This window comes from Nonomuraea sp. B12E4 (assembly GCF_039871825.1).
Taxonomy (GTDB): Bacteria; Actinomycetota; Actinomycetes; order Streptosporangiales; family Streptosporangiaceae; genus Nonomuraea.
The window spans coordinates 34,105-47,714 of record NZ_JBDPME010000013.1 but is presented as its reverse complement, the minus strand read 5'-3'; the positions used below and the strand labels follow the sequence as shown (position 1 = coordinate 47,714).

The following is a 13,610-nucleotide window of genomic DNA, read 5'->3' as shown; positions in this document are numbered from 1 at the left end:
CGTCGCGCTCGGACTGGGCGTGGGCGTCGGGGTGGCCGAACCGCTCGAACCGGGCGCGCCGGAGCGGGCGTCGGAGCGGCCGAGCCGCTTGAAGCGGGCGTCGGGATGGCCGAGGTGCTCGGGCAGGGAGACATGGCAAACGAAAAACCGGGTGACACCCGAAGGTGTCACCCGGTCAGGTCACTCGACCTCTGGATCGCTTACTTGACCGGCAGCGGAAGCGTCGTCGCCGAAGCGGTCGGAATCGCGGTCGCGGTCGTGGTCGGCTTCGGAGCCGGCGCCGCCGGCTCCGGAGCCTTGCAGGCGCTGTAGGACGCCGTGTACGACTCGCTGTTCCTCGGGCCCGAGACCTTCAGGGTGACCGAGCCACCCTTCGCGGCCGAGCCGTTCAGCGCCCGGGTCATGCTCACGCCCTGCGTGCCACCGTCGCGGCCGAAGGAGACGTTACCGCCACCCGCCGTCTGCCCGTTCAGCAGCCAGGTGTAGCTGACCTTGGCGGCACCGGTCGTGAAGATCGAGCCGCTCGCGCTGACCTTGCAGTCGCTGGTGGTGGACGCCGACACGCTGGCGTTCACCTTGGCACCGTAGGACGGAACGGAGTGCGAGTGCTCGTCCCTGTCCTTGCCCTTGCACCAGACCTTGTAGGCGGCCCGGTTGGAGGAGGCGCGGTCGGGGCTCAGCACCTGCAGCTGGGCATAGCCGTGCTGGCTGTGCCGCGGCGAGATGGAGAAACCGACCTTGCGGCTGTCGTGCACCTTGATCTTGCCGTAGTCGACCACGTGACCGTTGAGAACCCAGCGGTAACGCACCCACGCCGACCGGTTGGACGAGATCACACCGGTGAAGGAGATCCGCTTGCCGAAGGTGCAGGAGCCGACGTACGTGCTGGGGCTGGCCCAGGCGCGCGCCGACACGTTGAGGTGCGTACGCGCCTCGTTCAGCTTCATCGGCTCCTTGCAGGAGACCGAGAAGTAGCCCTTCTTGGACGTGACCTTCTTCGGACCGAGGACCTGAACGGCCTCCCAGCCCTTGACGTCGTCCTTGAAGGCGATGGACTGCTTGACCGTCACCGACTTGCTGCCATGGCCGGTGAGCGTGAGGCTCTTGACCTTGCCCTTGGACCCGTCGCCGTGCAGCCAGCGGTAGGCGAGCTTGGTCTTGCCCTTGACGGGCACCGTGATCTTGGCCGAGAAGTCGACCTCGGTCGGGCAGGACCCCTCGTAGTCACGCACGGCGGCCTTCGGCGTGGAGACCGAGACCTTCGCGGACCCCGACGTGGCCTTGGAAGCGGCGGCCGTGGCCGAGGTCGCCGCCTGAGCGGGACTGGCCACCAGCCCCGCGCCCAAGGCGGCCAGCACGGCGGCGGACGCGCCGGCAGCCGCCGCCTTACGTGCCAACCCAACAGACATCATGTGAGAGTGCTCCATTCCGTGAGAGGAAGAGACGCGCTCGGGAACGGTCGCCACGCCGACACCTCCTGTGCACGGCTATATGGCAAAGCCCCCGTAATGCCCCTTTACCTAATCACAATACTGATTGCACGCTCAACATGATCCATGTTCACGAAATGTCCGGATTTCTTCAGCTAACGCGCGATGGTCCAGGCAATACCGTCGAGGATGTCGTGTTCGCTAACAATGACCTGCGAAAACGCGAAACGGCGAACGATCCTGTCGAGAATAAGCGCGCCGGCGCCAATCACATCGACCCTTCCCGGATGCATGACCGGGACCTGGGCACGGTCACGATGCGTCATCGCGAGCAACCGACGGGTAACCTGGTGCACCTGCACGTCCGAAATCCGCGAATGGTGGATCCGGGCCGAGTCGTAGGCCGGCAGATCGAGCGCCATTCCCGCGATCGTCGTCACCGAGCCCGCCAGGCCCACGAGCGTGTGCGCCCGCTCGACCGGCACCTCGGCCGCCACCCGGTCGAGCGCCGCCTCGATGTCGGCCACCACGGCCTCCAGGGCGGGCGCGGCGGGCGGGTCGCCCGCGTCCCGCAGGTGCCGTTCGGTGAGGCGCACGCAGCCGATGTCCACCGACAGCGCCGCCTCGGCGTGCACGGTGCCGACCACGAACTCGGTGGACCCGCCGCCGATGTCCACCACCAGGTAGGGAGGCAACGGTCCCTGCGGCAGCTCGGTCTCCGGCGACAACCGGAGCAGGCCCCTGGTCGCGCCGACGAACGACAGCTCGGCCTCCTCGGCCCCGGCCACGACCTCGGGCTCCACCCCGAAGATCTCGCGGACGCCGTCGACGAACTCCTGCCGGTTGGCCGCGTCCCGGGTCGCGCTGGTGGCCACCACACGGGTCTCGGTCGCGCCGTGCCGGTCGATCAGCTCGCGGTAGCCCCGCATGGCCTTGAACGTGCGTTCCAGGGCCTCAGGGGCCAGCCTGCCGGTCCTGTCCACGCCCTGGCCCAGGCGGACGATCTCCATCAGCCGCTCGACGTCGTCCAGCACGTCGTCGCGGACGTCCGCGATGAGCAGGCGTACCGAATTGGTGCCGCAGTCCACGGCGGCTACACGCATGGTCCGTCACTCCACCACTCGGGGAGCGCGTCCAGCGCCTCCCTGCCGAACGGGTTGGCACCGGGCACCGCGAGCTCGTGCGCGACGAGCGCGTGCAGGCACTTGACCCGCCGCGGCATCCCGCCCGTGCTCTGCATGTCGCCGGGCAACGGCGCCAGCCCCTGGTCGTGTGCCGCCTTGTCCCGCCTGGCGACGTAGTCGTCGTGCGCGGCCTGGTAGGCGGCGGCCAGCTCGGGCTCGGCGGCGAGCCTGTCCTGCATCTCGCGCATCAGCCCCGAGCCTTCGAGCGTGCCGATGGCCGAGGCCGCCTTGGGGCAGGTCAGGTAGTAGAGAGTCGGGAACGGCGAGCCGTCCGGCAGCCGTGGCGCGGTCTCCACCACGTCGGGGTGGCCGCAGGGGCAGCGGTGCGCGACCGCGCGCAACCCCCTGGGGGGCCGCCCGAGCTGCTTCCGCACGACCTCGACGTCATCACTGTCCAACGGTTTCCTTTCCGGTGACCGCCCTGCGTCCGGTGCCCTTGTCGGCGGCCTCCACGGACTCCCAGAGCGTCTGGTACCACGGCGGCACCGCCACCGGCTGCTTCACGGCCTTCTGTTCCTTGCCCTGGTGGGGCTCCATCACCACGTAGCACTTCTCGCCGGGCCCGCAGTAGTGCAGCCGCTCCTTGGCCGTCTTCTTGATCCAGTTGGGATCGCGGCTCTGCCGGTCGCGGGCCAGCAACGCCTGCTTCTCCGCCTCGACCTCGGCCCGCTCCGCGCGCAGCTCGGAGATGCTGCGGCGCAGACTGATGTACTCGCGCACAGGGTAGGCCAGGCTCATCGCGATCGCGCACACCACGACCGCCAGGATGGCGGCCCGCCCGGTAAGCTGCGGCCTCTTCGCCACTTGCTGCACCCCCTGATCACTGCGTCCACGGCCTCACCACGTGAGGCGGGCTCGGTCGCGAGCGAGCGCCGATGCCGCGCTCCCTCGCAGTGTTGATGGCCTCACTCCGTTCGGCAGCTCGGTCGCCCGGATGCCCACCGCCTTCCAGCGCTGATGGCCTCACTCCGTGAGGCAGCTCGGTCGCCCTGATGCCGCTCCCTCGCCGGGTCACGGCCGATTCGGGGCGCCGCGAGCCGTACTCGAAACTAGCGCTGAAAACGCGGGAATGCCGCGCGACCCGCGTAACGGGCGGCGTCGTCGAGAAGTTCTTCGATGCGGAGGAGCTGGTTGTATTTGGCCACCCGGTCGGAGCGGGCCGGGGCGCCGGTCTTGATCTGACCGCAGTTGATCGCCACCGCCAGGTCGGCGATCGTCGTGTCCTCGGTCTCGCCGGAGCGGTGGCTCATCATGCACCGGTAGCCGCTGCGGTGGGCCAGGTCGACCGCGTCGAGGGTCTCCGACAGCGTGCCGATCTGGTTGACCTTGACCAGCAGCGCGTTGGCGGCGCCCGCCTTGATGCCGCGCTCCAGCCGCTCGGGGTTGGTGACGAACAGGTCGTCGCCGACGAGCTGCACCTTGTCGCCGAGAGCCCGGGTGATGGCCTGCCAGCCCTCCCAGTCCTCCTCGTTGAGCGGGTCCTCGATGGACACCAGCGGGTAGTTGGCGACCAGGTCCTCGTAGAACGCGATCAGCTCCTGCGAGGACAGGCCCTTGCCGTCGATCGTGTAGACGCCGTCCTTGTGGAACTCGGAGGCGGCCACGTCGAGCGCCAGCGCGATGTCCTCACCCGGCGTGTAACCGGCCCGCTCGATGGCGACCAGGATCAGGTCGAGCGCGTCGCGGTTGGAGGGCAGGTTGGGCGCGAAGCCGCCCTCGTCGCCCAGGCCGGTGGCGTAGCCCTTCTCCTTGAGCACGCCCTTGAGCGCCTGGTAGACCTCGGTGCCCATGCGCACGGCCTCGCGGAACGTCTCCGCCCCGATCGGCGCGATCATGAACTCCTGGATGTCGACGTTGGTGTCGGCGTGGGCGCCGCCGTTGAGGATGTTCATCATCGGCACGGGCAGCACGTGGGCGTTGGGGCCGCCGACGTAGCGGAAGAGCGGCAGGTCGGCGCTGTCCGCGGCGGCCTTGGCCACGGCCAGCGAGACGCCGAGGATGGCGTTGGCGCCGAGCTTGGACTTGTTGGGCGTGGCGTCCAGGTCGATCATGACCTGGTCGATGATCCGCTGGTCCTCGGCCTCGATCCCGCTGATCTCGTCGAAGATCTCGTCGGTGACGGCGAGCACGGCCTTCTCCACGCCCTTGCCGCCGTAACGCTTGCCGCCGTCACGCAGCTCGACCGCCTCGAACTGACCGGTGGACGCGCCGCTCGGTACGGCCGCCCGGCCGGTGCTGCCGTCGTCCAGCACCACCTCGACCTCGACCGTCGGGTTGCCCCGGGAGTCGAGGATCTCGCGGGCGTATACGACCTCGATGGTAGCCACGGGATGCGCTCCTCAATCGGAAAGGCAATATGCCGTCAGAGCCTATCGGTCACCGCTGATCACGCGTATGCTCGGGCCCCTGACCAGCCTCCCAGGCGCGTACGCGGTCGCGATAGGCCCGGGCGGCGGCCCGCAGCTCGGCCTCGGCGTCCAGCCCGCCCTCGGCGGCCCGGCGGACGAGATCGAACAACTCCCTGGCCACGCCCTGGCCCACCCCGGCCGCCAGCGCCTCGGGCGCCCCGGCCCGCTCGGCCCGGCGCACCAACTGGGCGGCCAGCGACAGCGCGGCCTGCCCCATGGGCACGCCGTCCAGCGCCGACTCGCGGCCCTTCGACGCCCGCTCGGCCGCCTTGATCGCCTCCCAGTTGGCGTTCACCTCGTCGGCGTTCTCGACGCTCACCGAGCCGAACACATGGGGATGGCGGCGGACGAGCTTGTCCACGATCCCGGCCGCGACGTCGTCCATGTCGAAGTCCTCGGCCACCCGCGCGTGGAAGACCACCTGGAGCAGCAGGTCCCCCAGCTCCTCACGGAGTGCCTGGTAGTCGGCCTCCTCGATGGTCTCCAGCACCTCGTAGGCCTCTTCGAGCAGGTAGGGCGCCAGTGTCTCGTGCGTCTGCTTGCGATCCCACGGGCACTCCGTACGCAGCCGCTCCATGACCCCGACCAGGTCGAGCACCCGCGCGCCCGGCAGGTCGTAGGAGCCGGGCACGACCTCGATCAGCGGCGGCTCGGCGAGCGCGACCGCCGCGTGCCCGACGGCGCGCATGAACGCCTCGTCGTCCGACGCGAGCCACACCACGGTCTCGGTGACCGCCCGCCCGGCGAGCGCCGCCGGGTCCGGCTCGACGACCTCGACGTCGATCCCGGCCTCGGCCAGATAGGGGAGCTGGGGATGCGCGGCGGAGCCGGTCAGCACCGGCCCGGAGCGCAGCGCCTGCCACGCCTGGTGACTCAGCAGCCCGGGCGCCACCCGGGGCGAGGTGGTGACGACGATCAGCGGCACGATCAGCCCTGCGGCTGCGGCTGCGGCTGCGCCGGCTGCTGGGTGAGCTTGCCGAACCTGCCGGTGTCCACGAACAGGCCCGGGTTGTCCTGCGACGGCTGCAGGTTGAGCGTGCCGTAGCGGGGGTTGAAGGTCTGCTTGATCGCGCCGAGCTCCTTGGCCACCCGCTGCTGGCCGCTCTGCCCGCCGAACTGCTGCTGCAGCTTCGTGAGACCGACCACCGCCCGGCCGTATTCCTGGGCGGACCGCGGCGGGATGCCGGAGGCCAGCAGGTTGATCTCGGGCGACTCGAACTGGCCCGGGTTCTTGAGCGCGGCGTCGACCTCCGTCTGGGTCACCGCGATCCGGTAGCGGTCGATGAGCTGCCGGGAGGCGCTCACGTTGGCCAGGCCACGCAGCACGAACTGGCCGGCGGGGATGCCGCCCAGCGCGGTCTGCTCATCCAGCTTGGCCCGCTTGAGCGCGGCCAGGTAGTCCTGGGTGGCATCGTTGAGCTGATTGGTGGAGATGCGCTCGTTGCCCACCACGGCCGCGGCCCCGGCGTGCATCGGGGATGAGCAGGCGGTCAGCGCGATGCCCGCCGCCGCGGCGGCCACGGCCACTCGTATCGACTTCACGTAAGTCCCTTTCCAACCCAAAAATCGCCGCTAGCTTACCCGTGCGGGCTCCAGGAACATCGCCTCGACCAGGTCACCGCACCATTTGAGCAGGTCGAGATCGCGCAGCGGCTGCCCGCCCAGCGGCTTGGTCTTGGGAATCGGCACCAGCAGCGTCTCCGCCGCCTGCTTGTATATCGCCTTCTTGTACAGCCGGTCGAGCCGCACCTGCTGCGACTCCTTCAGCCGAACGGGACCGAACTTGATGTTCTGGCCCTGCAGCGTGACGTCCGTGAGCCCGGCCTGCCGCGCCTTGATCCGGAACCTGGCCACCTCCAGCAGGTTTTCCACCTCGACCGGCGGCTTGCCGTAGCGGTCGGTCAGCTCGTCGCGCACCTCGTCGATGTCGATCTGCGCGGTGATCGCCGCGATCCGCTTGTACGCCTCCAGCCGCAGCCGCTCGGAGGTGACGTAGTCGTGCGGGATGTGGGCGTTGATCGGCAGCTCCACCTTGACCTCGGCCTGCTCCTCGGGCACCTCCGCGCCCGCCAGCTTGGCCTTCTGCTCCTGTACGGCCTCGGCCATCAACCGGACATAGAGGTCAAAGCCGACACCCGCGATGAACCCGGACTGCTCGGCCCCCAGCACGTTGCCCGCGCCGCGGATCTCCAGGTCCTTCATCGCGACGTACATGCCCGCGCCCATCTCGGTGTGCTGCGAGATCGTGGCCAGCCGCTCGTGCGCGGTCTCGGTCAGCGGCTTCTCCGGCGGATAGAGGAAGTAGGCGTAACCGCGCTCCCTGCCCCGCCCGACGCGCCCGCGCAACTGGTGGAGCTGCGACAGGCCGTAGTTGTCGGCCCGGTCCACGATCAGCGTGTTGGCGTTGGGCACGTCGAGCCCGGACTCGACGATCGTGGTGGAGACGAGCAGGTCGTATTCACGCTCCCAGAAGCCCACCATGATCTTTTCGAGCTGGTGCTCGTTCAGCTGCCCGTGCGCCACCGCGATGCGCGCCTCGGGCACGAGCTCGCGCAGCCGCGCGGCCACCCGGTTGATCGAGGCGACCCGGTTGTGCACGAAGAAGATCTGGCCGTCGCGCATGAGCTCGCGCCGGATCGCGGCGCCGATCTGCTTCTCCTCGTACGGGCCCACGAACGTGAGGATCGGATGCCGCTCCTCCGGCGGCGTGAGGATCGTGGACATCTCGCGGATGCCCGTCAGCCCCATCTCGAGCGTGCGCGGGATCGGCGTGGCCGACATGGCCAGCACGTCCACCTGCGTGCGCAGGTGTTTCATCGCCTCCTTGTGCTCGACGCCGAACCGCTGCTCCTCGTCGATGATGATCAGCCCCAGGTCCTTGAACCTGACCTCGGGACTGAGCAGCCGGTGGGTGCCGATCACCACGTCCACCGCGCCCGACCTGAGCCCGTCGAGGGTGCCCTTGACCTCACTGTCGGTCTGGAAGCGGGAGACCGGCCTGAGCGCCACGGGGAAGCTGGAGAACCGCTCGGTGAACGTCGACATGTGCTGCTGCACCAGCAGCGTCGTCGGCACCAGCACCGCCACCTGCTTGCCGTCCTGTACCGCCTTGAACGCCGCCCGCACCGCGATCTCGGTCTTGCCGTAGCCGACGTCGCCGCAGATCAGCCGGTCCATCGGCACGCCGCGCTCCATGTCGCGCTTGACCTCGTCGATGGCCGCGAGCTGGTCGCCCGTCTCGGCGTAGGGGAAGGCGTCCTCCATCTCCCGCTGCCAGGGCGAGTCCGACGCGAACGCGTGGCCGGGCGAGGCCATACGGGCGGAGTAGAGGCGGATGAGCTCCCCGGCGATCTCCTTGACCGCCTTCTTCGCCCTGGACTTGGCCTTGGCCCAGTCGGCGCCGCCCATGCGGTTGAGTGTGGGGGACTCGCCGCCGACGTAGCGGGTGACCTCGTCGAGCTGGTCGGTCGGCACGTAGAGGCGGTCGCCCTTGGCGTATTCGATCACCAGGTATTCGCGGGTCGCGCCCTGGACCGTACGCTGCACCATCTCGACGTAGCGGCCCACGCCGTGCTGCTCGTGCACCACGTGGTCGCCGACCTTGAGCTGGAGCGGGTCCACCATGTTGCGGCGGCGCGAGGGCAGGCGACGCATGTCCTTGGTGGAGGCCTTCTGCCCCACCAGGTCCAGATGGGTGAGGACGGCCAGGCTGGGCGTGATGAAGCCGTGCTCGATCAGCCCGGTCGTGACGTGCACGACCTTGGGCTCGGGCGCCTTGTCCAGGAACGTGCGCAGCCTGGCGGGCACGTCAACGCCCTTGAGCAGCTCCACCATGCGCTCGGCGGGCCCGTGACCCTCGCTGAGCAGCACGACCGCCTTCTCGTCGGCCAGCCAGCCCTTGATGTCGGCCAGCGCCTTGGCCGTGTCGCCGCGGTAGGCCTCCGAGTCCTGCGCGGCCAGCTCCACCCCGGCGCCGAACGGCGCCATCGTCCACCACGGCTGCCCCAGCGCGTCGGCGTGCGCGCGGATCTCCTCCAGCGAGCGGAACGCCGCCGCCCCGAGGTCGATGGGCGCCTCGCCACCGGCCGCCGCGTTGATCCAGGAGGCTTCGAGGAACTCCTGGGAGGTGCGTACGAGCTCCTCGGCCCGCCCCCTGAGCCGCTCGGGGTCGCACACGAACACCGCCGACCGGATCGGCAGGTGGTCGAGCAGCAGGTCCATCTCCCCGGCCAGCACCGGGGCGAACGCCTCCATCCCCTCGACCGGCGTGCCCTCGGCGAGCTGGTCGAGCACCTCGGCCAGCGCGGGGTATTCCTCGGCCAGCTCCCGTGCCCTGGCCCGGACCTCGCCGGTCAGCAGCAGCTCCCGGCACGGCGGCGCGAACAGCCCGTCCTCCGCCGCCTCCAGCGAGCGCTGGTCGGCCACCTTGAACCAGCGGATCTCCTCGACCGTGTCGCCCCAGAACTCCAGCCGCAGCGGGTGCTCCTCGGTCGGCGGGAACACGTCGAGCAGCCCGCCCCGCACGGCCACCTCGCCGCGCCGCTCCACCATGTCGACCCGGTGGTAGCCGTTGTCGACGAGCTGGTCTACCACGTCTTCGAGGTCGGCGTCGTCGCCGGCCCGCAACCTGATCGGCTCCAGGTCGCCGAGCCCCTTGACGATGGGCTGCAGCAGCGCCCGGATCGGCGCCACGATCACGCTGAGCGGCCCGGCGGCGGTGTCGCCCTTGACCGGGTGCGCCAGCCGCCTGAGCACGGCCAGCCGCTGCCCCACGGTGTCGCTGCGCGGCGAGAGCCGCTCGTGCGGCAACGTCTCCCACGCCGGGAAAACCGCGACCGAGCTGGGCTCGATGAGGCTGGTCAGGGCCGCGGCGAGGTCTTCCGCCTCGCGCCCGGTCGCGGTCACGGCCACCACGGTCCGCTGGTCGTGACCGGCCAGCGCGGCCACGCCGAACGGCCGTAGCGCCGCGGGCGCGATCAGCGAGACATCGCCGCCCTCTTCGAGAGCGGCGGTCAGTTTCGGGTCGGCGCGAACAAGGTCAAGTAGCCCGGAAAGACTCATCAGATACGCCCACAGCCCCAGATGCGGCAACACGACTACCCCCGGCCGGGTCAGGTCGCGGGGGTCTCCCCCAAGGGTACTCGCGCGTCCGTCCCCCCGAGCCGCCGACCAGGCTCGACCAGGCTCATCGCCGGCCGTCCGCCCTACGGCCCGGGCACCTTGTAGCCCGGCACGGACGGCCAGCGCACGGTGAGCACCGTCGACTGCTCCTCCGCCCGCCACGTGTGGTCGACGCCCTTGCCCCACACCACATAGTCGCCCGGCTCGGCCAGCAGCACGCTGCGGCCCGGCAGTTCGACCCGGAACCGGCCGCTGATGAGCACGAGCAGCGCCGTACGGGCCTCACCCCGCACCCACTCCGCCCGCTCGTCGCCCGGCGGGTGCACACCCCACTTGATCTCGACATCCTCGCTGTGCCGGGGATCCCCGGGGGGTTTGAAGTGGCCGAGGAGCCAGCCTCGGTCGCCCGCAGCGTCAATGCCGGCATTGCCGGTGTACACCCCGTCACTCACGGGAAGGACGCTAGCAGGGAAAACGCCTTACTCTTAATGCTCGACTGATTACTGTAGGTAACATGTCTGAGGTGCGATCGGTCGCCTGGAAAGGCGATCTCTTCGGTCAAAGGATCCGCGAACACTGCGCGGAGCAGCTGAGCAGGCGCCTCGACGTGCTCGTAGCAGGATGCGCGCACGACGAGCCGCTGGAGCTGGAGCACATCGAGACCAGGTCCATGGGGGCCGACGAGGACCACCCGGTGATCCGGGGCGTCATGGAGGAGCGGGCGGACCTGGTCTCGTGGTCGCTCGGCGACCTGCGCAGCATCCCGCTGAAACCCAGGTCCTATGACGTGATCCAGCTCTCGTTCCTGCTGGAGCGCATCCGCCACGCCGAGCTGGTGCTCGACCGCCTGCTGCAGGCCCTGCGCCCCGGCGGCCTGGTGCTGCTGCGCATGCGGGACCGCGGGTCGGCATACGGCCTGCTCGACCGCCTCACGCCGTCGTGGCTGCGCCGCCTGCTGTGGCGGCCCCTCGTCGGCACCGAGCGGCCGGGCCCGCTGCCCACCGTCTACGAGCGGCTGACGTCGAGCGACGGCATGCACGCGTTCTGCCTCAGCCGGGGCCTGCTGATCACGGACGACGTCCGCAACACCAGCGGCCCCGCCCGCAACGGCCGGATCGGCGGCGCCGCGGTCGCCACCATCGCCAAGCTGACCTATGGTCGCTACCCTGCCTCTCACGACGAGATCACCATGGTGATCAGGAAGCCTCAGCACCACTTCGCCCGGCTTCTCTAGCGACGCACTGGCATCAGTCGGTAGACTCCTTTCCTACCAATTTAATCGGAATAGTTGGGACGTAGGAAACGTGGAGTGGACCCCCGAGCCGCGCGAGCTGGCCGATCTCGAACTGCTGCTGTCCGGCGCGTTCGAGCCGCTCACGGGGTTCCTCGGTCATGATGACCTGCACGCGGTGCACGAGCGCGGCAGGCTGGCCGACGGCACCCCGTGGCCCGCGCCCGTCACCCTCCATCTGGACGCCGAGGTGTCCCCGGGCGACGAGGTCACGCTGCTCGATCCGGAGGGCCTGCCGCTGGCCGCGCTCACGGTGAGCGCCCAGGAGGCCGACGGGCTGACCTCGGGGCCGATCAAGGGGCTCGGCACGCCGGAACACGGGCCGTTCGCGCGCCTGCGGCGCACTCCCGCGGAGGTGAGGGAGGAGCTCGGGGGGCGCCCGGCGCTGGCCGTCACCATGCGCGGCCCGCTCGACGACCTCTCCGAGATCGTCGCCACCGCCAAGGAGCTCGACGCGGTGATCGTGCTGCTCCCCCTCTCGTACGGCGAGGCGGGCCCCGCCGTCGTACGCGCCGCGCTGCGCGCCCAGGAGCGGTTGCCCGCCGGCACGATCGTGGTCTCCGTGCCCCTGGCTCCGCGCGAGGAGCCCGAGATCGACCTGGAGCTGCGCGAGCACGTCGCCACCGCCTACGGCGCCGCCGAGCACCTGGCGGGCCCCGAGCCGGTGACCATCCCCGGCCCGCCGCACCGCCGCGGCCTGGTGGTCTTCTTCACCGGCCTGTCCGGCTCCGGCAAGTCCACGATCGCCCGCGGCCTGCGCGACGCCCTGCTGGAGCTGGGCAGCCGCACGGTGACCTACCTCGACGGCGACGTGGTGCGCCAGTTGCTGTCCAAGGGGCTGACCTTCTCCAAGGCCGACCGCGACCTGAACATCCGCCGCATCGGCTTCGTCGCCGCCGAGGCCGCCCGCCACGGCGGCCTGGCCATCTGCGCGCCCATCGCCCCCTACGAGGCCACCCGCGCGGAGGTGCGCGAGATGGTCGAGTCCGTCGGCGCCGACTTCCTGCTCGTGCACGTCGCGACGCCGCTGGAGGAGTGCGAGCGGCGCGACCGCAAGGGCCTGTACGCCAAGGCCCGCGCCGGGCTCATCCCGGAGTTCACCGGCATCTCCGACCCCTACGAGGAGCCGGACGACGCCGATCTCGTGATCGACACCACACACATCACCATCGATGCGGCAGTCTCCCAGGTGCTGGAGGCGCTGCGGTCAGGAGGCTGGGTCCGGTGAGTGACCGATGAGTGCGGACTGGGCGTTGATCGGCGGGTCCTTCGTCGTCGCGGTGGTGGTCGGGCTGACCGGGATGGGCGGCGGGGCGCTCATGACGCCGATGATGATGTTGTTCTTCAACGTCCCGCCGCTGGCCGCCGTCTCCAGCGACCTGGTCGCCTCGGCCGTGATGAAGCCCGTCGGCAGCGTGGTCCACCTGCGCCGGGGCACGGTCAACCTGCGCCTGGTGGGCTGGCTGTGCGCGGGGTCGGTGCCGGCCGCCTTCTGCGGGGTGTTCCTGGCGCGGGCGTTCGCGGTCAGCGACGCGGTCTCCTACGCGCTGGGCGTGGCGCTCCTGCTGGCCGTCGCGGGCATGGCGGTCAAGAGCTGGCTCGGCGCGAGGGGCGGAACGGCGAACACGCACGAGATCGTCGTGCGACCAATTCCGACCCTACTGGTCGGTACGGTAGGCGGACTGGTGGTCGGCATCTCCTCCGTCGGATCCGGATCCCTGATCATCGTGGCCCTGCTCGTGCTCTATCCCGCGCTCAAGGCCAACCAACTCGTCGGCACCGACCTGGTGCAGGCCGTGCCGCTGGTCGCCGCGGCCGCCATCGGCCACCTGCTGTTCGGCGACTTCCAGCTGCACCTCACGCTGTCGCTGCTCATCGGCTCGATCCCGGGCGTCTATCTGGGCGCCCGGATCTCCTCCCGCGCCCCCGGCGGCCTGATCAGGGCCCTGCTGGCGATCGTCCTGCTGGCCTCGGCGCTCAAGCTGCTCAACGTGAGCACCATGGTGACCGTCTGCGCGCTCGCCACCGCCTCGGCGGTCACCGTCGCGGGGTGGCGCCTGCGAGGGAGTGCCGTCGCCTGGAGGAGCGGCGGGAGCGAAGCGACCAGAGCGGGGGAAGGCGGCGGCATCAGGCGACCGAGCCGCCTCACGCAGTGAGGCCATGAGACACGCGAGGG

12 protein-coding genes are annotated in these 13,610 nt (G+C 70.2%); 3 read left to right on the top strand and 9 right to left on the bottom strand.

The window, feature by feature from the left end; all coding sequences use genetic code 11:
* Positions 1-200 precede the first annotated feature (200 nt).
* The 9 genes from ABGB18_RS27215 to ABGB18_RS27175 form a co-directional block, all read right to left on the bottom strand.
* Positions 201-1,412, bottom strand: coding sequence for a hypothetical protein (locus tag ABGB18_RS27215; RefSeq protein ID WP_347698439.1), 1,212 nt, complete (start codon positions 1,410-1,412; stop codon positions 201-203).
* Between the two features lie 173 nt (positions 1,413-1,585).
* Positions 1,586-2,533, bottom strand: a complete 948-nt coding sequence (locus ABGB18_RS27210; RefSeq protein WP_347698438.1) for a Ppx/GppA phosphatase family protein — start codon at positions 2,531-2,533, stop codon at positions 1,586-1,588.
* Entirely contained in the window at positions 2,524-3,012 is a 489-nt protein-coding gene (locus ABGB18_RS27205; RefSeq protein WP_347698437.1) for a DUF501 domain-containing protein, read from the bottom strand. The genes ABGB18_RS27210 and ABGB18_RS27205 overlap by 10 nt, the downstream gene beginning before the upstream one ends.
* Positions 3,002-3,418, bottom strand: a complete 417-nt coding sequence (locus tag ABGB18_RS27200; RefSeq protein WP_347698436.1) for a septum formation initiator family protein — start codon at positions 3,416-3,418, stop codon at positions 3,002-3,004. The genes ABGB18_RS27205 and ABGB18_RS27200 overlap by 11 nt, the downstream gene beginning before the upstream one ends.
* 245 nt (positions 3,419-3,663) lie before the next feature.
* Positions 3,664-4,941 (bottom strand): phosphopyruvate hydratase, encoded by a 1,278-nt coding sequence (gene eno / locus ABGB18_RS27195; RefSeq protein ID WP_347698435.1) that lies wholly within the window; start codon positions 4,939-4,941, stop codon positions 3,664-3,666.
* 49 nt (positions 4,942-4,990) lie between these two features.
* On the bottom strand, positions 4,991-5,947 hold the full coding sequence (locus ABGB18_RS27190; RefSeq protein ID WP_347698434.1) for a MazG family protein: 957 nt from the start codon (positions 5,945-5,947) through the stop codon (positions 4,991-4,993).
* 2 nt (positions 5,948-5,949) lie between these two features.
* The gene (locus ABGB18_RS27185; protein WP_347698433.1) at positions 5,950-6,564 is read right to left on the bottom strand and encodes a hypothetical protein; all 615 of its coding nucleotides are present in this window, start codon (positions 6,562-6,564) and stop codon (positions 5,950-5,952) included.
* A 30-nt stretch (positions 6,565-6,594) separates the two neighbouring features.
* Positions 6,595-10,083, bottom strand: coding sequence for a transcription-repair coupling factor (gene mfd, locus ABGB18_RS27180; protein ID WP_347698619.1), 3,489 nt, complete (start codon positions 10,081-10,083; stop codon positions 6,595-6,597).
* Positions 10,084-10,226: 143 nt separating this feature from the next.
* Complete coding sequence (locus ABGB18_RS27175) at positions 10,227-10,595, bottom strand: signal peptidase I (RefSeq protein ID WP_347698432.1); 369 nt, start codon at positions 10,593-10,595, stop codon at positions 10,227-10,229.
* A gap of 62 nt (positions 10,596-10,657) precedes the next feature.
* Between ABGB18_RS27175 and ABGB18_RS27170 the strand changes: the two genes are divergently transcribed.
* The 3 genes from ABGB18_RS27170 to ABGB18_RS27160 all read left to right on the top strand — a co-directional run bounded on the left by ABGB18_RS27170 (position 10,658) and on the right by ABGB18_RS27160 (position 13,590).
* Positions 10,658-11,377, top strand: coding sequence for a class I SAM-dependent methyltransferase (locus ABGB18_RS27170; protein WP_347698431.1), 720 nt, complete (start codon positions 10,658-10,660; stop codon positions 11,375-11,377).
* A 70-nt stretch (positions 11,378-11,447) separates the two neighbouring features.
* Positions 11,448-12,662, top strand: a complete 1,215-nt coding sequence (cysC, locus tag ABGB18_RS27165; RefSeq protein ID WP_347698430.1) for an adenylyl-sulfate kinase — start codon at positions 11,448-11,450, stop codon at positions 12,660-12,662.
* Between the two features lie 7 nt (positions 12,663-12,669).
* Positions 12,670-13,590, top strand: coding sequence for a sulfite exporter TauE/SafE family protein (locus ABGB18_RS27160; RefSeq protein WP_347698429.1), 921 nt, complete (start codon positions 12,670-12,672; stop codon positions 13,588-13,590).
* The last annotated feature ends 20 nt before the right edge of the window (positions 13,591-13,610 follow it).